Origin of the sequence: Mesorhizobium sp. B2-1-1, assembly GCF_006442975.2 — a bacterium.
In the GTDB taxonomy this organism is placed as follows: Bacteria; Pseudomonadota; Alphaproteobacteria; order Rhizobiales; family Rhizobiaceae; genus Mesorhizobium.
Genome location: NZ_CP083954.1, coordinates 1,387,044 through 1,410,815 on the forward strand (window position 1 = coordinate 1,387,044; position 23,772 = coordinate 1,410,815).

Sequence of the window (23,772 nt, forward strand, 5' to 3'; positions counted from 1 at the left end):
TCTTAGGCGGGGACACCGAGCCCGGACAATTGCCGGCTGATCTCTTGCCAGTCGGTGCAGACGAAATCGGCGCCGGCCGCCTTCAGTCGCGCGCCATGCTCGGGATAGGTGTGGCCGCCGCCGGTGTAGCCGATCGCCGTCATGCCGGCGGCAACCGCGCCCTGGATACCGAAGGGCGAATCCTCGATGACGATGCAGTCCGCCGGATTGGCGCCCCTCTTTGCCGCGGCGAACAGGAAAATGTCCGGCGCGGGCTTGCCGTTCTTAACCATCGAGGAGCTGTAAATTGCGTCGCCGAAGAACCGTGCCAGCGCCGTCACTGCCAGGCTGTGGTTTATGCGCTCGACGGAGGACGACGAGGCAACGCAGCGGTCGCCCTCAAGCGCCTCCAGAAACGCGGCGATTCCTGGTGTCGGCTTCAGTTCCTGCGAAAACAGGATCCTGGTCTCGGTCCAGATGTCGCCATCCGCCGCCGCCGGAAACTGATGGCCGGTCAATTCCCTGATTTTGACGATGATGTCGGACTGTTTCATGCCGATGCACTGAGCGATGATGCCGCCGTGCACGCCCGGCATGCCGTGCTTTTCATAGACGCGCTCATAGGCCCTCGCGGCCAGCGGTTCGCTGTCGACGAGAACGCCGTCGCAATCGAAAATGATAGGCCTTGATCGCGCCACGCGCTTCTCCCCGGAGTTTTGCACTTTGCTACCGGCAAAAAGTCAAATGTTCAATAGCGTGGTGGTCGGGCGCCAAAATCTGTCAAAGCTGGCGTAGCGCATCGCTGGCCCGGGCCGACCCAAGCGCCCTTTGCATGGCCTGCCGCGATTGCGCGCGATCCGGCGTGATCCAGTTCGGTTCGGCGCCAAGGAAGCGGTCGAGGAAAGCCACGGCATAGGCCGGCATCTCGGTCACGTTCTCGCGATAGGACCACCATGTGCGCAGGTCGTCGGCGCATTTGTCGATGCTGGGCGCTGAGCCGAATTCCTGCTCGTAGATCGCCGAAATCACCGAAACGCAATAATTGGTGTAGAGGAACCCCTCAGGCCAGAAGCGGACGATTTCCAGCGTGCCGGCATTCTGCTCGGTCTCGACGAGATGGCTGAGGCCGGAGACTTCCCTGGCCGGCGCCTGCCGTATCAGTTCGCGCAGCACGAGGCCGGCGGCAAAGACGATGAAGTCGGCGCGGTCGATCGCGGCGAAACGCTTCTGCGCCTCCATGATCTCGACCCAGTCGAGAAAAGCCCTTGTGAGCCTGGCTTCGTCGATTTCAAAACGCACGCCGAATGTGTCGGACACCACCTTGGCGCTGCCGCGAAACGTGGCGCGGAACCAGCGCAATTGCCGCAACCGATGGCGAAGGTCGGGCATAAGGGCCAGTTCATCCCTGAAGGGCAGTTCCATTTCACATATCCCGTTTGACGACAGGCTAGCACAACCGTGCCGTCGCCGAAATCGGCCGACGGCCCTGTGGATGACCGTGACCGAGGTCAATATCATACATATTGACATTCTCGGAAACAAATGTTCTCACTTTGCTGTTGTCGCGCATCCGTCCAAGATGCGGTTCAATGAAGGCTTCGGGAGGAGAACCGAATGGCGATTTGGCAGTGGGGACTGCTTCTTCTGGTTATCGTGTGGGCGCTGCAGTCGCTCGGCGTCTGGCTGCAGATGCGGCACTATTCGGATGTCTTCCGGGGCGTCACCGACCAGTACAAGGATGGCTTCGTCGGGGCCGGCAATTTTCGCGGCCGGCTGGCCAAGGGCACCATCGCGCTCGTCGTGGTGACGCCGGACCTCATCGTGCGCCGCATGATGGTCATGAGCGGGCGCTCGGTGTTCACCAAATTCAAACGACATCAACAATTCGAGGGTGTTCCCCTCGATCAACTCCGGTCCAACCCTGCGATCATGGGGGAGGGGGAACCCGGTGTGGCCGAGGCCGTGAAACGGGCGATTGAACAGATCGACAAAGCACGGTCGGAGCCGGGGAAGAAGCCGGGCTTGTCCGGCTTGAACGTAGCAAGGGCCTAGAGGACGCCGCGCACCGGCCGGAATCAACCGGCGGGCGGCATAAGGAGGAGAAATGTCTGTATTTTCGTTATTGGCGCAGCATGCCGACATGGCCGTGCATAACCTGCATGTTGCAGGCACCATGGTCTCGGATGCTGCCTGGCATGGCAGGCTCGGCGTCGAGCATGCCACCGATCATCTCGTGGTGTTGGCGCAGGCGCAGACCGACAGCGCGCCTGTCACCGCCGATCAGCTGAAGGAACAGCTGAAAAATGTGCAGCAGGAAGAGCAACTCGGCTGGCTGACCGCAATCGGCAAATACTTCATCGGCATCTTCCAGAAAGGCGGCGAAGTGTTCGCCGGCTTCGTCACCGGCATCATCCCGACACTGGTGGTGCTGATGACCGCCTTCTACGCCGTCACCGAACTGGTCGGCGAGGAGCGCGTCCACGGCCTGGCACGCGGCGCCGGCAGGATCGCGCTGACCCGCTATACACTGCTGCCTCTGCTGGCGGTGTTCTTCCTCACCAATCCGATGGCTTACACCTTCGGATCGTTCCTGGAAGAAAAGCACAAGCCCGCCTTTTATGACGCGGCTGTCTCCTACGTGCATCCGCCGCTCGGCCTGTTCCCGCATATCAACCCCGGCGAATACTTCGTCTGGGGCGGCATGCTGGTCGCCTTGCTCGACCTCGAGAAGCGGGGTGTCGTCGCCGGAGGCTATCACGTCAAGGTGGCGATCTGGTACGCCATCGTCGGCCTCGTCGTCATCCTGCTCAAGGGCATGCTGACCGAGCGCATCACCGCCATCATGGCACGCCGCCAGGGCATCGAGCTGTAAGGGCGGGGAGGACATCATGGCCAAGACATACAAAGCCGTAAGGATCTCCCGGGGCTCCACGGGCTGGGGCGGCCCGCTCGTCATCGAGCCGACCGCACAGCGCGACAAGATCGTCTCCGTCACCGGAGGCGGCATCCATCCCGTGGCACAGCTCATCGCCGACATGACCGGCGCCACGGCCGTCGACGGCTTCAAGGCGCCGCCGATCGAAAGCGAGATGGCGGTCGTCGTCGTCGACTGCGGCGGCACCGCACGCTGCGGCGTCTATCCGCGCAAGCGCATCCCGACCGTCAACCTGACGCCGGTCGGCCAGGCTGGGCCGCTCGCCCAGTTCATCACCGAGGACATCTACGTTTCGGGCGTGAAGCCGGCCAATGTCACGATGGCGGACGGATCCGAGGCGGTCACCACTGCGGGGGGAGCAGCATCGATGAGTCCAGGCAACAACACCGCGGCCGCGGCACCACGGCCGCTGCCGAGCGAAGGCGGGCTGATCGGCCTGATCAGCTCGATCGGCCGCGTCATGGGCCGCGTGGTCGGCATCTTCTTCAATGCCGGCCGCCGTACGATCGACCAGGTGGTGCGCAACGTGCTGCCGTTCATGGCCTTCGTGACCATGCTCATCGGCCTGATCCTGTACACCGGCATCGGCGACGTGCTTGCCCAGCCGATGGGACCGCTCGCCAACAACATCGTCGGCCTGCTGATCATCTCGGCTATCTGCGGCCTGCCGTTCCTGTCCCCCATCCTGGGACCGGGTGCGGTCATCGCGCAGGTCATCGGCGTCGCCATCATCGGTCCGCAGATCGCCAACGGCACGATTTCGCCGGCGATGGCGCTGCCGGCGCTGTTTGCCTACAACACCCAGGTGGGCTGCGACTTTGTCCCGGTCGGCCTGGCGCTCGGTGAAGCCAAGCCCAAGACGATCGAAATCGGCGTCCCGGCGGTTCTCATCAGCCGCCAGATCATGGGCCCGGTCTCGGTGCTGATCGCCTGGGTCGTCAGTCTGATCGTGTTCTAAGCAAATTCCGGGAAAGCCTGAAACGGCTTTCCCGGAAAAAGGCGCGTAGCGCTTTCCCTTGGGAATTGCGCCAAAGCACGGAGATAGAGGGGTTCACGGGCGTCCGTGACCCCCTCGAGGAAAGTAAGGAAATGAGGTTCGCCATATGACGGTTCTGCTGAGAACACGGGTCACTTCCATCGGGCCTGAAGTAGCGGACCTTGCCGAAGGGGGCGTGCTCATCCTGTTCGCGGATGGCTCGCCGCCGGAGCTTGCCGAGGTTTCCGTGCTCCACAAGACGGAACTCGGGCCCAGCGAAGGCGCGCCGCAGAAGGGCGCGTCGATCACCCTTGGACCTGTTTCCGCGACAATCACGGCGGTCGGCTCCAGCGCCTGGAGCAAGGTGCTCGAGATGGGGCATGTCGTCATCTCGTTCAATGGCGCCACCGAGGCCGAGCGGCCGGGCGAGATCTGCGCTTCGCAGGTCGACACCCAAGCGCTCGTGGCCGCCCTGAAGACAGACGCGATCATCACCATCGCCGCCTGAAGCATTCGCGCCGCGACCCATGTCGGCGCGGCGCCACAACAGAGTATTTGCCATGGAACGCTCGACCATCGTCAGAGTGCATGAAGGTTTGCACGCCCGTCCCGCCACGCGCTTCGTCAAGCTTGCCAAGGGTTTCGAATCCGATGTCGAGCTGGTCAAGGACGGCAAGGCGGTCAGCGCCAAGAGCTCGGTCAAGCTGATGCTGCTGGCGGTGAAGGAAAACCAGGAAGTCACCGTGCGGGCGAATGGCGCGGACGCCATCGAGGCGATCGAGGCGCTGATCGGCTATCTCGAGAATCCGAAGGCAGGTCTCGACGATGACGATCCGCAACCGGCCGCCAATACGGGCGAGGACATTGTGCCGGCGTCCGAACCCGCACCGGCTGCTTCAGGCGTGGCCGGTTTGCGCGGCGTCGCGGCGAGCGAGGGCGTCGCCATCGGGCCTGCCTTCGCGCATTTTCCGCCTGACATCGCTGGACAGGGCCGCATGCTGCAGGCGGAGGAGATCGCCGGCGAGATCGACAGGTTCCGCGCCGCCGTCGCCGCCGTTCAGGCGCGCATGGACAAGGCGCTGGCGCAGGACACCCTGTCCGCCGGAGATCGCGGCATCATCGCGGCGCTGCGGGACATCGCCGCCGACGACAGCCTGACCGGCGAGGCCGAGAAGGCGATCAAAAGCGGCAATGACGCTGTCTCAGCCGTCATCACCGCCGCCTCCACCATAGCCGCCGATTTCAGCGCGGTCGATGATCACTATCTCAACGCGCGCGCCGACGACTGCCATGCGGTCGGACGACAGATCTGTCTGGCGCTGCTCGGCCAGGATGACGCCAGCCTCGAAAATATCCCCGAAGGCGCCATCCTGATCGCCGACGACATCGGCGCCTGGGACCTGGCGCGGGCGCCGCTGAAGCGCATCGGCGGGGTGGTGTGCGGCCATGGCGGGGCCACCTCGCACATTGCCATCATCGCCCGTTCGCACGGCATTCCGGCAGTGCTGGGCCTTGGCGACCAGATCAATGCCCTGCGCAGCGCGCGCGAGGTGGCCGTGGACGGCAATGGCGGGCAGGTGATCGTCGATCCCGATGCGGCGACCCGCGCGGACTTCGCCGCCCGCGTCGAGGCGGCGGTCAAGGAGCGCGCCGGACTGGCCGTCTTCAAGACCGTGACGCCAAAACTCGCGGACGGCAGGATCATCGAGGTCGCCGCCAATATCGGCTCGCTGGAGGAAATCGAGGCAGCGCAGGAAGCCGGCGCCATGGGCGTCGGCCTGTTCCGCACCGAGCTTCTGTTCATGCGTCATATGCATCTGCCCTCCGAGGACATGCAGGCGGAGACCTATGCGGCGCTGGCCAAGGCATTCGCGCCCTATCCGGTCATCGTGCGCACGCTCGACATAGGCGGCGACAAGCCGATCGCCGGCATCGAATTTCCCGACGAGGAAAATCCCTTCCTCGGCTGGCGCGGCATCCGCATGTGCCTCGACCGGCCCGACATCTTCAAGCGCCAGCTACGGGCGCTGCTCAGGGCAGCCGTGCACGGCAACATCAAGGTGATGTTGCCGATGGTCTCCGACATATCGGAGGTGCGGCAGACGCGGGTTCTGGTTGCCGAATGCGCGGCGGAGTTGAAGGCGCAAGGCGTGCCGCATGCGGCGTTCGATCTCGGCGTGATGATCGAAACGCCGGCCGCCGTTCTGATCGCGCCGGCGCTGGCGAAAGAAGTGTCGTTCTTCTCGATCGGCACCAACGACCTGACCCAGTACATCATGGCCGCCGACCGGCTCAACCCGACCGTGGCCAAGCTCAATGATGTCGCCAACCCGGCCGTCATGTCGGCGATCGAGTTGACGGCAAGAGCCGGCGTGGCCGCCGGCATCATGGTGGGCATGTGCGGCGAGGCGGCCGGACGCCCCGACCTCATCCCGGCCTTTCTCAAGATGGGGCTGACCGAGCTCTCGATGAGTCCGGCCTCGATCCAGCGCGCCAAGAAGACCATCGCGGACATGGCGCTCGGGCGATAGTCTCGGCCAGAACCGGCAGCTACGGCAAATGGGCAAGCAAGGTGGCGAAGACAGGCGTCAATTCATCGACCGCGTTGGCCTTGGCACAGGCCTTGACGATGCGGTCATGACGGATGCCGGCCGCCAGAATGGCGGTCTCCAGCATGTCGGGCTCCGGCGCACCGTCGCTGGCCGTGGTGGCCAGGCCGCAGGCCAGGACGACGGGGGCCAAGCAAGCTATGTCGAGCGCCCGGTCGCCGATTGCATCCGGTTCGGCTTCGACAAAGCGGACAGGACGGTGGTTGAGGCACTCGACCAGCAGCGCCGCACAGGCAGCGGCGACGGCCGGCAGCGCGGCGGGACCGGGTCTGGCGGGCATCGCGGCCAGCAGACCGGCGTGGCGTTTTTGCATGGCGGCGTGGACGGCGGCGAAATCCGCCTCGTGGATCCGGGCATTGTCGATCTTCAGGGCGGCGAGCACGGTCCTGGTCAGATAGTACATGTCGCGCCGGAAGACGCGCTCGGCGCTGGACTGGCGTTCGTCGTTGCCGGCCGGGAAATAGATGCCAAGGCCTTTCACAGTCGTTCCGTCGATCTTCGTCGGGCGGTCATGCGGGACAAAGGATTCGGCGATCGACAAGGCTTCGTCGACGGCACTGGCGGCATGGCCGAGCAGGCCTTCGATGCCTTTGCCCGGGAACGGCGGCAAATGGCTGGTTGCTTCCCGCACGAGATTGGCCTCGCTGTCGCTGTCGTGGCGGCTCTGGCGAATGATGTCGCGGACGTCGCGCAGCCGGTCCTTCAAATTGACGCGGACATCCCTGGAGATTTGTCGGAGCATCGCGAATCGCCTCAAAAACGTCTACCGGCCTCGGCCGCCGAGAGCCGGCCGCTGACCCTACATTGTTCCTATCGATTGGTAGATCAATAGGCGATATTAAACCAGCGTGGAGAATCGGCGAGTGACTCCTACATCGCCGAGCGGGGAGAAGACAGTTGGGCAGGCGACGGCAGGGCGATAGCGAAAGCGGAGTGACCGAGGGGCCCGAACAGGTCGTCAACGAGAGCCGCACGGACCGCCTCAGGATCCGCGCCGCCTGGATGTATTTCGTCGAGCAGATGACGCAGAACGAGATCGCCGACGTGCTCGGCGTCGGCCGCGTCACCATCGTTCGCATGCTGGCGGAGGCGAGGTCCCGCAACGAGGTGAAAATCACCATCGAAAGCGAGTTGTCAGAGATCGTGCGGCTGGAGCGCGCGCTGGAGCGCACGTTCGGCCTGAAGCAAGCGCTGGTGGCGCCGCTGACCGCGCCCAATGCCGATCCGATCCCCGCGATCAGTGCGAAGACCGGGATTTTCCTGTCCGACACGATGAAATCCGGCATGCGCGTCGGCGTCGGCTGGGGTCAGACGCTTTTCTCGAGCCTGCCCTTCATCAGCACCAAATCGCTCACCGACTTCAAGGTCATTTCGCTGCTGGGCGGTGTGGGCGTCGTGCGCCGCTACAACCCGGCCGAGTTCGCCTGGCGCTTCGCCCAAATCTTCCAGGGCGACGGCTATCTGATCCCGACGCCGGCCGTCGTCGACAGCGTCGAGACAAAGATCGCGCTGGTCGAGCGTTGCGGCCTGCAGGAAGTTTTTGAGATGGCCAACGTGCTCGATGCCGTTCTGCTGAGCGTCGGCGGCATCGCTTCGGCCACCACCTTCTCTCGCGGCGGCTTTCTTAAGGAGGCGGACCGCGAGGCCTTGGTTGCGCGTGGCGCCGTTGGCGACCTTCTGTTCCATTTCTTCGACCGCAATGGCGATTTGGTCGACCATCCCGTCAACAGCCATGTGATGTCAGTGGAGGTCGATCGGCTGCGCAAGGCGCCGATCCGCATTCTCACGTCCGGCGGCGAAGAGAAGACAGCGGCGCTGCTCGGCGCCATGAACCTGATCGCGCCGACCATCCTGATCACCGACGAAGAGAGCGCAAGGCGCATGCTCGAGGCGGTCAACGGAAGCTGAAGGACCCCGTGACGTAGTCCGGCCAGGCCTGCTCCTCGTCGAAAACAGCGACAAGATCCGAAGTGTCCGCCAATATCCCGCTCAGGACCAGCGCCGTGGCGATGCCGGAGCCGTTTCCGCCCGCTATGTCATGCTCGACACTATCGCCGACGCAGACCACGCTGGCGCGGTCGGGCTCGCCGGCCAGCGCCAGTGCGGCATCGAAGATCGCCGGGCCGGGCTTGCCGATGCGGGTGACGCTGCCGCCCAGGCTCTCGTAGAGATCGGCGATCTCGCCGGCGCCGAAGCGAGGCCCGACCGCCGTCAGCATGATCTTGTCGGGATTGGTGCAGAAGCATGGCACCTTTCGCGCCGCCGCCGGCGCCAGCAGGCGGCGATAATGGTCCAGGTCGTAGCGGTCGCCTTCGCTGGCCGCGATCAGTACCAGGTTGGCGGTATCGCCGGCTCCGGTCAACACAAAAGGCAGGCCCTCGATCGCTGTGCGGTCATTATCGCGGCTGATCAACAGGCAGTTCGTGCCGGGCCGCAACGCTCCGGTCCCCGCCATTTCGTGGAAGGATCGCCACGCCACCTCGCCGGAGGAAACGAAATGATCCCAGCTTCCGGCCTCGAAGCCGAGCCTCAGCAAACGGTCCTCGTTGGGCTTGGCGCGCCTGCCGGAGTTGGAGACCAGCACCACGGTCTTGCCGGCGCGCTTCAGTGCCGCCAAGGCCGCCACCGCGCCGGGATAGGGGGCCGAGCCGTCATGCAGCACGCCGAACTGGTCGACCAGGAAGACCTGGTAGCGCTCCGCCAGCGCTCCGATGCCGTCGAGGCGTTCAGCCAGTTTCCCGCTCATAGCAGCCCCGCCTCGTTCGCACCCTTCAACGCCAGCCGCGCCGTTCCGGCAGCGGCCTCGTCCGACAAAGCCGGCAAGAACGCAACGCCGAGCTTACGCTGCCGGATCGCGCTCCACGCCGGATTTGCCGCGCCGCCGCCGACGCTGCGCACCGAAGTCAGCGCCGGCGCGCCGAGCTCGCCAAGCCGGCGATAGCCGAGCGCTTCGATCGCGGCCATGCCTTCGAACATCGCCTTGAGATAGTCGGCATCATCCACCGGGCGCGGGACGAGGCGCGGGGGGAGCGCCGGATCGGCGATCGGGAAGCGTTCGCCCGATGTGGCGAGCGGATAATAGTCGAGGCCGGTCTCGGTCGCCGGGTCGATCATGGCACTGAGCTCGATGATGCGCGTGAGGGGAAAATGCTGCGCCAGCACCTTGCCGCCGGAATTCGAGGCCCCGCCGGCCAGCCAGGCATTGCCCAGCCGGTGGCTGTAGATGCCGTATCGCGGCGCCGAGATCGGCCGGTCGGACAGGATCTTGATGGTAAGCGAGGAGCCAAGCGCCGTGACTCCGTCGCCGACCCCCGCCGCACCCGTCGCCAGGAAAGAGGCGCAGCCATCGGTCGTGCCGGCAACGACGATCACGTCGCGGCCCAAGCCGAACAGATCCGCCATCGCCGCGGTGAGCGTGCCGGTGACGTCGCCCGGCTCGACGACGTCAGGCAGCAAATCCATGCGCATTCCGGTCGCCGCGATCCAGTCCGGCCAACGGCGGGCCTCGACATCGTAGCCGGTTTTCAAGGCGTTGTTCTCGTCGCTGACGTCGAAGCGGCCCGAGAACTGTCCGGCGATCCAGTCCGCCTGATGCAGCACCGCCGCCACGCCCGGCAGATGCTGGAAGTGAAGCGCCTTGGCGAGGCCTGAGGTCGCGCCGTGCGCGGCGCTGCCCGCCGGCGCCTCGCGCGCGATCGCGGCCAGTATATCGTCGCCGGCGACCTTGTCGTTGTACATCAGCGGTTCGGCGAGCGGCCGTCCGGCACCGTCGACCGGCAGCAACGTGCCCGAGGTGCCATCCACGGCGATGGCGCGGACCGTGGTCCGGTCGATGCCCGCAATCAACTCCGCCAGCGCTGCCCGGACCGCTTGCCACCATGCCGCCGGGCTGCGCGGATCCTGGCCAAATGCGTCGAGGCGGACGGCGGCTTGGCCGGCAATTGAAAAGTCCGGGCGCATGGCTACGGCGCGGGCGCCCGAGGTGCCGATATCGACGCCGATGACGAGGCGATCCGAGAGAGGCGAGCCGGCGACGGGCGACATGTCAGCCACCGGAGGCGTTCAGTTTCTGGCGGTACTGCTCGGCGTCCCAGTTGACGAGTTCGTCGTTCTCCGCCTCGGTAAGGTAATTCAACGTCGCCGTGACATCGACCCGCGCCGTCACGTCGGCAAGGCAACGCTGCATGGCGTCGGCGCCGGCGCTGGCATTGGCGCGCATCAGGACGCCGAGCCCCGGGAACAGGATCGACAGGGGCTGGGCGCCGCGACGCCTGACGACAGCGGCGACGTCCTCGCCGGGCGCAGCCACCACCGAACCCTTGCCGAGGAAGATGACATGGTCGGGATAGAGGCTGCCGCCCGATGCCATGCGGCGGCTGTCGGGATCGATGGCGACCGCGTGCGCCTCGGTGTCGATGGGCAAGCGGTAGCCGGAGTTTGCGGCAAGCGCGGTCAGTGCCGCGATGTCAGGCGCGGCCGCTTCGCGCGGCGCCCTTGCCAGAAGCCCGGTGACGCGGCGCAACAGCGCCTCCGCTCCGGTGACGGTCTCGGCCGCGACGACGAGGCCGTGATTGCCCAGGATCAGGACATCGATGCCCGGCCGCAGCCTTTCGGAGATGCCCTGGGCCAGCGGCAGGCCCGGCCGGCGGTAGGGAACATAGGCCCATTGGATGCCTGCGAGCCGGCGCGCGGCCAGGACCTCGCAATCGGCCTGCACCGCAAGCGAAATGGTGTCGACGCAGTGGACATGCAGGACCACGCGCTGCGGCATCAAGGCATGCACCGTGGTCTCGATCGAGGGACGCAGCCCGCGCGGGTTGAGCGCGCCGATGGCGAAGGCCTGAGGCTGGTCGGCGGCGGGATCGCGTCGTTCAACCGCCTCGAGCAATGGCGCCATCGCCACCGGCACCATGATGTCATCGGCGAGCGCGTCTTTCAGCCAGGTCCCGGAAGCCTTGATCCACAGCGTGTCTCCGGCTTTCAGCGAGGTGTTGCCGCCGGCGGCCTGGGTCAGATGCGGATCCTGTCCGATGGCGGCCGAAAGCGCCCGCAGCGCCGCCAATTCCTGCGCATCCGCCTGGGTCGCCATCACGCATCTCCTCCAACAATCCGCCAACCGTCGAATGCGGTGGTCGGGCATTCGACGGGTTGATATCGCAGATAAGAGTGAGTTCCGTCAACCGTGATCGAATACCGTCAGTTGCGGCTTGCAATCGAGCTAATGTTGAGTAAGTTACACCAACTGCCGTCGCAGAACGGCGTTTTGGAGGAAACAGTTGAGCGACTCCGGCCGCCAGCGTCAGATCGTCGAACTCTTGCGTGATCGCCCCTTCGCCTCGGTGCGGGAGCTGCAGGAGCGGCTCGGCGTTTCGGCCGCGACGGTGCGGCGCGACATCGACCGGATCGACGAGGCGGGCGAGGCGCGCAAGGTCTATGGCGGTGTTTCGGCGCTCGACGGCACGTCGCAGGCCGGCGTCGCCTATGCCCGGCCCTATGACGAGAATCGCGACCTCGCGGTCGAGGCCAAGCGGCAGATCGCCAACCTAGCCGCGACCATGGTGCGCGACGGCGACGCGGTTATCGTGCATGGCGGCTCGACCTGTTTCCATCTCGGGGTCAAGCTCGCCGAGCGCAGCATCCGGCTCTACACCAACTCGATGCCGCTGGCGGCGTATCTGAGCGATCATGGCCATTGCAGCCTGACCGTTGCCGGCGGCGACCTGCATCGCGAGCCGGGCATCATTCACTCGCTCACCCATCCGGCACCTTTCTACGCTTCGAAGTTCTTTCTCGGCGCGCAAGGCATCGGCCAGGAAGGCTTGCTGGAATCGCACCCGCTGCTGGTGCGCTCGATCGTCGAGCTTAGCCAGTGCGCCGACCAGATCGTCGTGCTGGCCGACAGCCGCAAGCTTTCGATCCAGGCCCGTAACGTTGCGCTGCCCCTGTCGCGCATCGGCACGCTGGTCACCGACGACGGTCTTTCCGATGCCGACGCGCGCATGCTGGAGGATGCCGGCGTCATGGTGCGGATTGCTTCGACCACGGGAGCCATCGCATGAAGGTCGCGGTGCTCGACTTCGGCAAGACCAATTCGAAGCTGTTCGTCTTCGGCCAGGACGGACGCATTCTCGACGAGCGCCGGACCCAGCCGAAATGGACGCGCCAAGGCGGCTTCAGCGTGCTCGATGAGGCCGACCTCCACGATTGGGCGCTCGGCGCCGTCACCGCTGTGATCGAAAACCATGGCGTGGAAGGGGTGATGGTGTCGGGCCATGGCTGCACCTTCGCCCTCGTGGACGACGCGGCGCTGACGCATCCGATCCTCGACTATGAGCAGGAGCCGCCGGCCGAAATCGCCGCGCGGATCGATCGCCGCATTCCGGACTACGCCGAGACGTTCTCGCCGCGGCTGCCGCTCGGTTTCAACTACGGCCGCCACATGCTGTGGCTGCAGGAGGCCGCATCCGACGCTTTCGCGACGGCGAAATGGATTCTCGGCTATCCGCAATATTGGAGCTGGCGCCTTGGCGGCAGGCCGGTTTGCGAAGTGTCCTATCTCGGCTGCCATTCGCATCTGTGGGCGCCGCGTCGTCACGATTTTTCCTCACTGGTCGACGCCGAGGGGTGGCGCCACCAGATGCCGGCCTTCGCGCGTGCGGGAACTGTCATCGGCGAGCAGGACTTCGGCAGCGCGGCACGGCCGCTCGCCATCCACAACGGCGTCCACGACTCGAATGCCGCGCTCCATGCCTATCGGCGGCAGGGGCTGGGCTCGGTGACAGTGGTTTCGACCGGCACCTGGGTCATCGTGCTCAATCCCGACTGTCCGCTCGAGGCGCTCGACCGCGATCGCGACATGCTGGTCAATGTCGATGTGGACGGCGGCCCGGTGCCGACCATCCGCTTCATGGGCGGGCGCGAATTCGCCGCCATCAGCGACGGCTGGCAAGGCCCGGTCGAAGGCGCGGCGGTGCAGCGGGCGATCGATGCCGGCATGATGGCATTACCGAGCTTCGCGCCGGGCGGGCCGATGCCAGGCCGTTCGGGCCGGCTGGTCGGACGCACGCCTGATGCCGGCGAGCGTGCGGCCGTGGCACTGCTCTATGTCGCGCTGATGCTCGACCTCTGCCTCGACCTCATCCATTCCAGCAACACCGTGATCGTCGACGGCGGTCTCAACACTGGCGGCCTGCTCGCCAGCCTGCTGGCGCAGCTGCGGCCGGAGCAGGCCTTCATGCAGGGCGCTTCGCTGCAAGGCAGCGCCACGGGCGCTGCGGCCCTGGCTTTCGAGAGCGTCGGGCGTGAATTCGCCGCCGAGCCGCCGGAGCCGGTGAAAGCAGTGCGCTTCACCAGCCTCGCCGGCTACCGCGACGGCTGGCGCGATCTGGTCGCCGGGACCGCCGGCAAGGTCGCCGCCCGATGAGCGCGCAGGCCAGGACGGAGACAGCCGGCATGGGGGCGGAACGCCACCCGGTGCTGGAAATGCGCCATATTTCGAAGACGTTCGGCGCGATCCGCGCCCTGCAGGATGTTTCGCTTACCGTCCAGGCCGGCGAGCTGCACGCGCTGATGGGCGAGAACGGTGCCGGCAAGTCGACGCTGATGAAGGTGCTTTCGGGCGCCTATCGTCCCGATCCCGGGGGCGAGATCCTGATCGATGGCATGCCCGCCGCGACCGGCGATCCGATCAAGGCGCGCGCCAGCGGCGTCGCGGTGATCTACCAGGAACTGTCGCTGGCGCCCAATCTGACCGTGGCGCAGAACATTTTCCTCGGCAACGAACCGCGCCGTTTCGGCATCGTCGACCGCGACCAGTGCAACCGGCGCGCGACCGAGATCATCGGCCGGCTCGGCGTTTCCTTTTCGGCGCGTGCCCTGGTTTCCGGCCTGTCACTCGGCGAGCGCCAGCTGGTCGAGATCGCCCGGGCGCTGTCGACCAATGCGCGCATCATCGTCATGGACGAGCCGACCACGTCGCTGACCTCGCGCGAGACCGAGCGGCTGTTCGAGGTGATCGCGACGCTGAAGGCGCAAGGCATCGCCATCATCTACATCAGCCATCGCATGGAAGAGGTCTACCAGCTCGCCGACCGCGTCAGCGTGCTGCGCGACAGCGGCTATGTCGGCACGCTGGAGCGCGCCGACCTCAGCGCCTCGCGGCTCGTTTCGATGATGGTCGGCCGCGATCTCTCGGCGTTCTACAAGAAGGATCACCGCCCGCCGGGCGAAAAGCGCGCCGTGGCGCTGTCGGTGCGCGGCATGTCCGACGGCAGGCTGCTGAAGGACTGCTCCTTCGACCTCTATCACGGCGAGGTGCTGGCGCTGGCGGGCCTCGTCGGCTCGGGCCGCACCGAACTTGCCAGGCTCATCTTCGGCGCCGACCGGCGCAGCGCCGGCACGCTGGAGCTCGACGGCAAGCCGATCGCCATCGGCTCGCCGCGCGAGGCGCTCGATGCCGGCATCGCCTATCTCACCGAGGACCGCAAGGAACTCGGCCTGTTCCTCGACATGTCTATTTCCGACAACATCAACATGGGCGTGCTGGCCAGGGATGCGCGCGCCGGCGGCTTGCGGGACTTCGCCGCCGCCGACAGGCGCGCTGCGAAAGCCGTCGCCGATCTCTCGATCCGCACCCGCTCGGCGCAGGCCAATGCCGGTTCGCTGTCGGGCGGCAACCAGCAGAAGGTGCTGCTGGCTCGCCTGCTGGAGACCGAGCCGAAGGTCGTCATCCTCGACGAGCCGACGCGCGGCGTCGATGTCGGGGCCAAATCGGAAATCTACCGGCTGATCGACGATCTCGCCAACCGGGGCATCGCCATACTGATGATCTCCAGCGAATTGCCGGAAGTAGTCGGCGTCGCCGACCGGGTTCTGGTGATGCGCGACGGCGCCATAGCAGGCGAGGTGACGGCATCCCGGGGCGAGCCGCTTCGCCAGGAAGCAATCATGGAACTTGCGACGGGAGCGGCCCAAGAAGGACCGAAGGAATGACCGACAGAACGACCACGACGACGACAGTGGACCAGGCGGCAGTCAGGAGCCGGCGGTTGCGCACGGCTTTGGCCGCGCTCGGCATGCTGCCGGTGCTGGTGTTGCTGGCGGCCGGCTTCCAGTTCATCAATCCGCGTTTTCTCACCGGCACCAACCTGTTGATCGTCACGCAGCAATCGTCGATCAACATCGTGCTCGCCGCCGGCATGACCTTCGTCATCCTCACCGGCGGCATCGACCTGTCGGTCGGCTCGATCCTTGCCGCTTCCGCAATGGTGGCGGTGCTGGTGTCGCTGGTGCCGGACTGGGGCCTGCTCGGCGTGCCGGCGGCCATTCTGGTCGGTCTCGGCTTCGGGGTCATCAACGGGCTGCTCATCGCCTATATCAGGCTGCCGCCCTTCATCGTCACGCTGGGATCGCTGACCGCCGTGCGCGGCGTCGCCCGCCTGCTCGGCGAAGACACGACCGTGTTCAACTCCGACCTGCCGTTCGACTTCATCGGCAATGGATCGCTGTTCGGCGTTCCCTGGCTGGTCATCATCGCGCTGACGGTGGTGGTGGTGTCGTGGCTGGTGCTGAAACGCACCGTGCTCGGCACCTGGATCTATGCCGTGGGCGGCAATGCCGAGGCGGCGCGGCTGACCGGCATCAAGGTGCCGCTGGTGCTGCTCTTCGTCTATGGCGTGTCCGGCCTGCTGGCAGGTCTCGGCGGCGCCATGTCGGCGGCCAGGCTCTATGCCGCCAACGGCCTGCAGCTCGGCCAGTCCTACGAACTCGACGCCATCGCCGCGGTCATCCTGGGCGGCACAAGCTTCGTCGGCGGCGTCGGCTCGATCTGGGGCACGCTGATCGGCGGGCTGATCATCGCCGTGCTGTCCAACGGGCTCATCCTGGCCGGCGTCTCGGACATCTGGCAGTACATCATCAAGGGATTGGTCATCATCGTGGCGGTCGCCCTCGACCGCTACAGGCTCCAGGCAGGGGCAAGAACGTGAGTGACCTTGTCGCCGGCATCAAAGACCGGCTTGTGTAACGCACCGTGAGAGGCGCGGGGCATCAGGAGGAAGTAAGCGTAATGAAGACCATCGCCAAACTGCTCTGCGGCGCCGCGTTCGCGGCCGTCGCCATTGCGCCGGCATCGGCCAAGGACCTGAACAAGGTCGGCATCTCGGTCGGCCTGCTCGGCAACCCCTTCTTCGTCGCCACCATCAAGGGCATCGAGGACGCGGCCAAGAAGATCAATCCGAACGTCGAGGTGACGTCGGTGTCGGCCGACTATGACTTGAACAAGCAGGTCTCGCAGGTCGATTCCTTTATCGCCGCCGGCGTCGACGTCATCATGCTCAACGCCGTCGATGCCAAGGCGATCGCGCCCGCGGTGAAGAAGGCGCAGGCGGCGGGCATCGTGGTCGCGGCCTTCGACGTCTCCGCGCCAGGCGCCGACGTCACCGTGATGACCAACAATGTCAAGGCCGGCGAGGAGGCCTGCCAATATCTGGTCGACCAAACTGGCGGCAAGGGCAACTACGTCATCCTCAACGGTCCGGCGTCCTCGTCGATCTTGGAGCGCGTGAAGGGCTGCAAGAACGTGCTTGCCCAGCATCCCGACATCAAGATCCTGTCCGACGACCAGAACGCCGAAGGCTCGCGCGACGGCGGCCTGAAGGTGTTCCAGTCGCTGCTGACCCGTTTCGACAAGATCGACGCGGTGTTCGCCATCAACGATCCGACGGCGATCGGCGCCGAGCTCGCCGCCAAGCAGCTCAACCGCTCGGAGTTCATCTTCACCGCCGTCGACGGCGCGCCGGACATCGAGAAGGAACTGGCATCCGGCAAGTCCATGATCAAGGCTTCTGCCTCGCAGGATCCCTACGTGATGGCCGGCCAGTCGCTGACGATGGCCGCCGACGTGCTTGCCGGCAAGAAGCCGGCGGAGCCGGTGGTGCTGCTCGATCCGAAGCTGATCACCGCCGAGAATCTGAAGGACTACAAGGGCTGGACCGCGGCCCGCTGATCAGTCCAAGGCGGACGCGGCCGGGCTGACCTGCCGCGTCCTCCTCATTTCGTCGCAAAACCGGAGACGATCATGTCGCGCATCGGAATCCACTCTTTCGTCTGGTCGGCGAGCTCGACGCAGGTCGAGCTCGAACGCACGCTGGCCAACACCAAGGAGGCCGGCTTCGACCTGATCGAATTCTCCTATCTCGACCCCGCCAATGTCGATATTGGCGGGCTCGCCAAGCGCATCGCCGATCTCGACCTCGGCGTGGCGATCAGCATCGGCCTGCCGGTCGACGGCGACATTTCGAGCGCCGACAAGGCGGTCGCCGCGCGCGGCGTCGGGATCCTCAACGACACCATCGCCCTGACGCGCGACCTCGGCGGCCAGAAGGTCGCCGGTATCCTCTCGACCAGCCACGGATTGCAGACCGAGGCGCCGACGCGAGACCAGTGGAACCGCAGCGCCGGGACGCTGGCCAAGGTCGCCGAAACCGCGAAGGCGGCAGGCGTCACGCTCAACCTCGAGATCGTCAACCGCTTTGAGAGCAATCTGCTCAACACCGCCGCGCAAGGGCTGGCCTTCATCGAGGACACCGGCTCCGACAACATCTTTCTCCACCTCGACACCTTCCACATGAACATCGAGGAGGCCGATGTCGGGCTGGCCATCCGCCATGCCGCCGGCAAGATCGGCTATGTCCATATCGGCGAGAGCCATCGCGGCTTCCTCGGCACCGGCAATATCGACTTCGCCGCGATATTCGATGCGCTGACGGCGATCGGCTATGCCGACGATCTCAGCTTCGAATCCTTCTCCTCGGAGATCGTCGACGAGAACCTGTCGAAGAAGACCGCCATCTGGCGTAATCTGTGGACGGACAACATGGCGCTGGCCAAGCACGCGCGCGCCTTCATCGGGCTGGGAATGGAAACGGCAAGGCGCAAGGCGGAACTCGTCGCGGCGCGCCACAAGCCCTGAGGATTTCAGACTGAGGAGCAGCAGGAATTGCCAAATCGCCCACCCCAGGCGCGGACGCGCCTGGTTCCTGGTGCAAGGCCGCGAACTCAGCTTCATTGACTGTGAAGGCAGTTAATGCTACAAATTGCCTATGGTGCTGAGTCGCGCCAGGGACCCGCCGAGCAGGCGGGTTTTTTCGTTCAGAGCTCCGTCAAACAGTGCGAAGGCGCCGGTGAACCCGGATTGGTTGCCCTGGTCCCCCTGGCGGCATTGCCCACGCCACGCGTAACGGCTATCCGACGGTGCGACAGCGAAGCAAAACGGAGCCCCGGCATGACGAACAAGACGATCCTGAAATTCGGCACCGTCGAACACGCGGAAGCCGGCGACCTGCCTGGCTGGATCGCGGTCGAGGGCCGGCCGACCATGCAAACCGCAGTCCAGCACACGACCGCGGACGGCAAGGTGATCTCCGGAACCTGGCGCGCGTCGCCCGGTACGTATCACGCCACCTACACCGACTATGAGTTCGTGCACATGATCGCGGGCCGCATCATCATCACGCCCGACGGCGGCACGCCGGTCGAAGTCGGCCCCGGCGACGCCTTCGTGGTGGAAGCCGATTTCAAGGGAACCTGGAAGATCATCGAGCCGGTGACGAAGCATTTCGTGGTCAGGGTGGGCTGAGGCAGGCTGTCAGACAGACAAGCCAGCCGCTCGCTGGCCTTTGATACCTTTCGTCAATCCCGGCCATCCTCGCATGTCCACGCAACTGGCGGGGCCGTGACTGGCGCCCGGTTGGAGCGAACGGGACCAGAATGCCGGCAGGGCGAACGGTGTCCGCCTTGCTCATCGTGCCATCGCGTGAGACCCCACGGCGAGCAACCCCGCTGTTGGAGCACGCGGAACAACAGGATCCGTGGTCATTTCATTGTTTAGTGAGGAAGGCCTTGCAAGCCGGCGTGACTTCGCTGAGGTGCTGTTTAAGGCAGCCTTGCGCCTTAACTTCGTTGTCCATGTGGCACACCCGCTTGGCGTCCGCTCTACAGGGTGTCTTGTAGGCATCTTTCGCTAAAGCGGCGTCGGTGAGAAAAAGCGATATACAAGCCAAAAGCGCCAGTTGGAGTGACTTTCGATTCCGCATGGTTGTGTTCCCATCGTGAGTGCAGAAGCGCGGTCTTTATATGCGTTAATGCTAAAGAATGGGAATCCACCATAAGGAGGAGGGTGCGAGCACCCGCGCAAAATCGGATGAGCAATGTAGCGCAAAACACGGCTTACATAAGCGCAGTGCTGACCAACTGTCTCGCGCACGGCTCAATCAAAAGCGCTAATATAATCTCCGGTTTGTCGAGCTTGTTTCCAATTTTGTGTTGGAGTAACCCAATATCGCTTGGGAACACGAAATGGAGAGAGTCGTTAGGCTGCGTGCAGGGTAGGTTTTTTCCTGCCATTTTTCTGAAACACGGAATTGTTCCTTGGCAATGTCGGGGGGAAGACTCTCCGTCTTGAATAAAATAACGAAGCCGTGATTACGGGCGTTTTATTCCTGATTTGTCGATGACGCGAAGAATATTCGATCCGTAATCGAGCAGTTTTCATATACTTATAAATGAGGGGCGAGATGTCTACCGTGTTTAGACGCGCGTACATCAAACCAGGTTGGTGTTTTCTTCTCGTGGTCACGTCGGTTGCGTTCCTCATTTGCCTGGGGGGTGGGGAGCTCACTGCGGGTGAGTTCAAGAAAACCAGCTGTTGGTTCGAAATTCCCCGGGATCGGGCAATGACGTGTGGGACCGTGAATGTTCCAGAAAATCGAAAGAAGACGGGCGGTACCGAGGTCGTCCTGTCCGTGGTCGTATTCGAACCGGACCGCGAACGGCACGAACCGGTGGTGTTTCTCACAGGAGGACCGGGGCAGCCTACCGACATTGCCAATAGCGACGACATCGATGGATGGTGGGAATTCATCGGCGCCCAGAGTTGGATGATCGGACGCCGAGTAATCGTCGCTGATCAGCGGGGTATCGGAAAGTCCGCTCCCGCCTTGGACTGTTCTCAATATTTCAAGCCCGATCATTGGAACGCCATTCTCTCGAGCGTTGAGGTCGAAACCACCTTTAGCAAGCTCAAAAAAGATGAAGTTCTTGCATGCAGGACGGCGTTGATCGCAAAGGGCATTGATCTTGATGCCTACAACACTGAGGAGAATGCGGAGGATATTGATGACCTTCGGAAGGCTCTCGGGATAGAAAAGTGGGTTCTCTATGGCGTCTCGTATGGCACCAGGCTTGCACTCGAAGTGATGAACCAGCACCCCGAAGGGGTATCGGCGAGTATACTGGATTCAGTTGTTCCTCTGGACATCAATTACCTGAACGAAGATGGGCCGAATCTCGACCGATCGTTAAAATTGCTAGAGCGAGACTGTGAGGCAGCGAACAGATGCATGAATGGGATATCCAATGCTGTTCAGCTTATTGCAAGACAGCTGGATCGGCAGCCTTTGCTCTTGCGCAGCACAGATAAAGAGGCGCGCTACACATATGTCTCCGGGGCAGATTTCCTCGAGCTTATATTCGGCATTTTATACGATCGCGATGCGCTCCTGACCCTGCCGGAGCTGATCGAGAGGACATACAAACAGGATTTCAGACCGCTGGCGGAGATACTTTTCGATGCTGACGACCTGGAGATCTCCCAAGGTATGGACTTCTCTGTAAGTTGTTCCGACAGCGATCTCCCCGATCTGAATGGCAAGCAGGACAAATACTGGTCGAAATGGGTTGAGCTGAACGACTACTCCTGGGCATGCCCTCTTTGGATGCTTGAGAACGGGCCAGCATCGCAGGTGCAGCCGCGCCGCACTGACATACCCACTCTTCTGTTGTCGGGAGAATATGATCCAGCAACGCCGACAGCATGGGCGGACCACGCGGCGAAGACCCTTCCTTTCGGCCAGGTGGTGGTCTTTCGGGGGATCGGACACGATGTCATAGATTCCGATCCGTGCGGGTCGAAAGTAGTTGCTGATTTCCTTGCAAACCCCAAGCTCAAGTTGAAGACTGAATGTATCGGTGAGATGGGGGCCCCGCAATTTCCAAGCCCGCCAAAGGAACTGTGGTCGGGAGCGGAGGCACTACACTCTATATCAGCAAATCGCTCAAGGCAGGATAGGTTGAGATTTCGATTTGGGCACTGAAATTCCTCTTAGCCAAAATTGTAAAATCCGATATTTTGCTGCCGATGAAGTTAAGCTAAAGCGGAACTCGTAATCAATTAAACACTACGGTAGCATCGCTTAAGGACCCCTCTCGTCTTGCGGGTGGAAGTCGCGTGCGTGTCGCATTTCGATTATTAAATTCCGAAGTTTCACAGAAATTGTAGGAGGATCGAACAGTGTTTACGTCTCGTCGTGTATTGCTTTCGGCCTTGGGTGCAAGCATCGCATACGCCGCCTTTGGTGGCATCGCGCGTGCGAAGGGCGGTGGCGGGGGAGGAGGAGGAGGAGGAGGAGGAGGAGGAGGAGGTGGCGGCGGAGGAGGCGGGGGCGGAGGCGGCAAGGGTGGGAGCGGCGGCGGAGGCGGAGGCGGCAAGGGTGGGGGCGGCGGCAAGGGTGGGGGCAAGGGTGGAAGCAAGGGGTCAAGTCGTGACGGTGCGATGGAGATCGAAACCGGGCTGATACCCAGTTCAGTCAACGCAACAAACCCTACGCAGGTAAGATCTTTCAAAATTTTCGAAGGCAAGGGATGTCGCCGCGACTACGCACGGTTTTGCCCGACGAAACCGATGGGTAAATGCGACCTTGAAAGCCAGATCGAACGGCTTTCACCTGCGTGCAGAGATTTCGTCGAGAAGCATCGGTGAAGTCGCGTGGCTATTATGCTAATGTAGCTATCTCTCATTCGATGCGTCAGTCTGACGATAGGTCCTCAGCTGACCGTCTGTCGAGCATGGCCGCGGGAAATAAACATCCCTGGCCGGAGCCGGTTGCGGGGCCTGTAGCTGGAGGGCCGTCGACGGGCCATGAGGAGAAAAGGGCGAGAAACCGGGATCGCGACGCAAATCCTATGTCCGACAATCGGAACATTGCCGCTGCGATCGAGGCTTGCTACGACGCCGCGTTCGAGTTTAGGCAGTGGCCCGCAGCGCTTCAAATGCTGGCCCACTCCCTAGGAGCCACAAGTTGCGTTATCCGCACCTGCGATCCAACTCACCCGTTTCGTAGCGATCAGCGATCGCCGACCGCGCTCAGACCCGATTCGACCGAACATGCCGAATTCGCCGCCCTTTGGATCGAAAGAATCGAAGGTGCTCCCGATCCGCATGAACGTAGACCGCGCAAGAGGTTGGCAAAACTGACAGACAGCTTCGTTGTCGAGGATGAGATCACCACTCGTGATGAGCGCGAGGTTCTCCCTTATTACCAAGAAATCGCGCGTCCAGGCGACCGGGAATGGTGGGCTGCAATAGACTTCATGGTGAAGGATCGAAGGTGGATGCTCTCGATGTTTCGTGACGCTCATAAGGGGCCATTCTACCGGAATGAAGCCGAGGATTTCTTGGCGATCGCTCCGTCGATGGTTCGCATCATCAGTGCTGCGGAAAAGGTTTGGGAAACGGCAGTCGAACCGAACCTGGCCATTCTGGATCGGATGGGAAGCGCAGCGCTGTTGCTGAATTGCCGAGGCCGCGTCACCCGCTACAATAAACACGCGGAAGCTCTGCTTGGTACTGGCCTCGTTATCCACGGTGGTCGTCTCCGGGCGGCAGATCGGCCCAGTGATTCACGCTTGCAGAAATTGATCGCAGGCGTGGTCAGCCAATGCGGCGACTTGAGCGACGGGGAGCCCGTTTTGATTGCTCGCGAGGGTTCGCCATGGCTTCTTGCTGAAGCCATTCCGATGACCTCGTTCGTCCATGACCTCTTTAACGGCGGAGACGCGCTCCTCTATTTTACCGATCTTGTGGCCGAAAGGGCGCTACCCAAGCAACTGATAAGGCACGCCTTTCAACTAACAGCAGCCGAAACGCGGCTGGCCTGCCGCCTTGCCGATGGCCGAGGTATCGGCGCGGCAAGCTCTGCCCTGGGAATTGGCCGTGAAACCGCCAGAACCCAGCTCCGTGCAATATTCTCGAAAACAAGCACCGGAAGTCAGGCGGAACTCGCGAAGCTCTTGTCCCGATACCAAGGGTCCTCCACGCATTGAAGTCGCGGTGTCACCCGTTCGGGTGAAGCCCTGACGGTCCAAGGGTTGCACTCTGCGCTGAATCGGGGCCGTGGCACTTCACAACAACAGGCGCCGGTCTCGATCCGATACGT

General features: G+C 63.6%; 21 protein-coding genes. 15 read left to right on the forward strand and 6 right to left on the reverse strand.

Annotation, left to right across the window (positions count from 1 at the left end; all coding sequences use genetic code 11):
* Positions 1-2: 2 nt before the first annotated feature.
* Both FJ972_RS06770 and FJ972_RS06775 read right to left on the reverse strand, forming a co-directional pair.
* A complete protein-coding gene (locus tag FJ972_RS06770; protein ID WP_140525806.1) occupies positions 3-677 on the reverse strand; it encodes an HAD family hydrolase in 675 nt (224 codons plus the stop codon).
* An 82-nt stretch (positions 678-759) separates the two neighbouring features.
* A complete protein-coding gene (locus FJ972_RS06775; protein WP_140517923.1) occupies positions 760-1,401 on the reverse strand; it encodes a hypothetical protein in 642 nt (213 codons plus the stop codon).
* Positions 1,402-1,593: 192 nt separating this feature from the next.
* On the opposite strand from FJ972_RS06775, the gene FJ972_RS06780 reads away from it, so the two are divergent.
* From FJ972_RS06780 to ptsP, 5 genes are all read left to right on the forward strand, one after another.
* Positions 1,594-2,031, forward strand: a complete 438-nt coding sequence (locus FJ972_RS06780) for a transcriptional regulator GutM (RefSeq protein ID WP_140501610.1) — start codon at positions 1,594-1,596, stop codon at positions 2,029-2,031.
* Positions 2,032-2,083: 52 nt separating this feature from the next.
* Positions 2,084-2,851 carry a PTS glucitol/sorbitol transporter subunit IIC gene (locus FJ972_RS06785; protein WP_140501608.1) on the forward strand — a complete coding sequence of 256 codons (768 nt, stop codon included), beginning with the start codon at positions 2,084-2,086 and terminating at the stop codon, positions 2,849-2,851.
* A gap of 16 nt (positions 2,852-2,867) precedes the next feature.
* Complete coding sequence (locus FJ972_RS06790) at positions 2,868-3,872, forward strand: PTS glucitol/sorbitol transporter subunit IIB (protein WP_140501606.1); 1,005 nt, start codon at positions 2,868-2,870, stop codon at positions 3,870-3,872.
* A 145-nt stretch (positions 3,873-4,017) separates the two neighbouring features.
* Positions 4,018-4,398, forward strand: a complete 381-nt coding sequence (locus FJ972_RS06795; RefSeq protein WP_140501604.1) for a PTS glucitol/sorbitol transporter subunit IIA — start codon at positions 4,018-4,020, stop codon at positions 4,396-4,398.
* A 52-nt stretch (positions 4,399-4,450) separates the two neighbouring features.
* Positions 4,451-6,421 carry a phosphoenolpyruvate--protein phosphotransferase gene (gene ptsP, locus FJ972_RS06800; protein ID WP_140525807.1) on the forward strand — a complete coding sequence of 657 codons (1,971 nt, stop codon included), beginning with the start codon at positions 4,451-4,453 and terminating at the stop codon, positions 6,419-6,421.
* A 19-nt stretch (positions 6,422-6,440) separates the two neighbouring features.
* Here ptsP and FJ972_RS06805 read toward each other — a convergent pair whose 3' ends face one another.
* The gene (locus tag FJ972_RS06805) at positions 6,441-7,241 is read right to left on the reverse strand and encodes a hypothetical protein (protein ID WP_140525808.1); all 801 of its coding nucleotides are present in this window, start codon (positions 7,239-7,241) and stop codon (positions 6,441-6,443) included.
* Positions 7,242-7,396: 155 nt separating this feature from the next.
* Between FJ972_RS06805 and FJ972_RS06810 the strand changes: the two genes are divergently transcribed.
* Positions 7,397-8,407 (forward strand): sugar-binding transcriptional regulator, encoded by a 1,011-nt coding sequence (locus FJ972_RS06810; protein ID WP_140525809.1) that lies wholly within the window; start codon positions 7,397-7,399, stop codon positions 8,405-8,407.
* Here the strand turns inward: FJ972_RS06810 and FJ972_RS06815 are convergent.
* From FJ972_RS06815 to FJ972_RS06825, 3 genes are read right to left on the reverse strand one after another with little or no spacing between them, the layout of a single operon-like run.
* Positions 8,394-9,245 carry a TIGR01459 family HAD-type hydrolase gene (locus FJ972_RS06815; protein ID WP_140525810.1) on the reverse strand — a complete coding sequence of 284 codons (852 nt, stop codon included), beginning with the start codon at positions 9,243-9,245 and terminating at the stop codon, positions 8,394-8,396. The two genes, FJ972_RS06810 and FJ972_RS06815, sit on opposite strands and share 14 nt — an antisense overlap.
* On the reverse strand, positions 9,242-10,543 hold the full coding sequence (locus FJ972_RS06820) for an FGGY-family carbohydrate kinase (protein ID WP_140517928.1): 1,302 nt from the start codon (positions 10,541-10,543) through the stop codon (positions 9,242-9,244). Before FJ972_RS06820 ends, FJ972_RS06815 begins: the two co-directional genes overlap by 4 nt.
* A gap of 1 nt (position 10,544) precedes the next feature.
* Positions 10,545-11,588 carry a class II aldolase/adducin family protein gene (locus FJ972_RS06825; protein WP_140517929.1) on the reverse strand — a complete coding sequence of 348 codons (1,044 nt, stop codon included), beginning with the start codon at positions 11,586-11,588 and terminating at the stop codon, positions 10,545-10,547.
* 187 nt (positions 11,589-11,775) lie between these two features.
* On the opposite strand from FJ972_RS06825, the gene FJ972_RS06830 reads away from it, so the two are divergent.
* The 9 genes from FJ972_RS06830 (at position 11,776) to FJ972_RS06870 (ending at position 23,659) form a co-directional block, all read left to right on the forward strand.
* Positions 11,776-12,558 (forward strand): DeoR/GlpR family DNA-binding transcription regulator, encoded by a 783-nt coding sequence (locus FJ972_RS06830; RefSeq protein WP_140525811.1) that lies wholly within the window; start codon positions 11,776-11,778, stop codon positions 12,556-12,558.
* The gene (locus tag FJ972_RS06835; protein ID WP_140525812.1) at positions 12,555-13,922 is read left to right on the forward strand and encodes an FGGY-family carbohydrate kinase; all 1,368 of its coding nucleotides are present in this window, start codon (positions 12,555-12,557) and stop codon (positions 13,920-13,922) included. The genes FJ972_RS06830 and FJ972_RS06835 overlap by 4 nt, the downstream gene beginning before the upstream one ends.
* Positions 13,919-15,490 (forward strand): sugar ABC transporter ATP-binding protein, encoded by a 1,572-nt coding sequence (locus FJ972_RS06840; protein ID WP_140525813.1) that lies wholly within the window; start codon positions 13,919-13,921, stop codon positions 15,488-15,490. The genes FJ972_RS06835 and FJ972_RS06840 overlap by 4 nt, the downstream gene beginning before the upstream one ends.
* Complete coding sequence (locus FJ972_RS06845) at positions 15,487-16,485, forward strand: ABC transporter permease subunit (RefSeq protein ID WP_140501584.1); 999 nt, start codon at positions 15,487-15,489, stop codon at positions 16,483-16,485. Before FJ972_RS06840 ends, FJ972_RS06845 begins: the two co-directional genes overlap by 4 nt.
* Before the next feature lie 80 nt (positions 16,486-16,565).
* Entirely contained in the window at positions 16,566-17,504 is a 939-nt protein-coding gene (locus FJ972_RS06850) for an ABC transporter substrate-binding protein (RefSeq protein ID WP_140517934.1), read from the forward strand.
* Positions 17,505-17,576: 72 nt separating this feature from the next.
* A complete protein-coding gene (locus tag FJ972_RS06855) occupies positions 17,577-18,470 on the forward strand; it encodes a sugar phosphate isomerase/epimerase family protein (RefSeq protein ID WP_140525814.1) in 894 nt (297 codons plus the stop codon).
* A 312-nt stretch (positions 18,471-18,782) separates the two neighbouring features.
* On the forward strand, positions 18,783-19,136 hold the full coding sequence (locus FJ972_RS06860; protein WP_140501578.1) for a cupin domain-containing protein: 354 nt from the start codon (positions 18,783-18,785) through the stop codon (positions 19,134-19,136).
* 937 nt (positions 19,137-20,073) lie between these two features.
* Positions 20,074-21,651 carry an alpha/beta hydrolase gene (locus FJ972_RS06865; protein WP_181165413.1) on the forward strand — a complete coding sequence of 526 codons (1,578 nt, stop codon included), beginning with the start codon at positions 20,074-20,076 and terminating at the stop codon, positions 21,649-21,651.
* Positions 21,652-22,519: 868 nt separating this feature from the next.
* On the forward strand, positions 22,520-23,659 hold the full coding sequence (locus tag FJ972_RS06870; RefSeq protein ID WP_140525779.1) for a helix-turn-helix transcriptional regulator: 1,140 nt from the start codon (positions 22,520-22,522) through the stop codon (positions 23,657-23,659).
* The last annotated feature ends 113 nt before the right edge of the window (positions 23,660-23,772 follow it).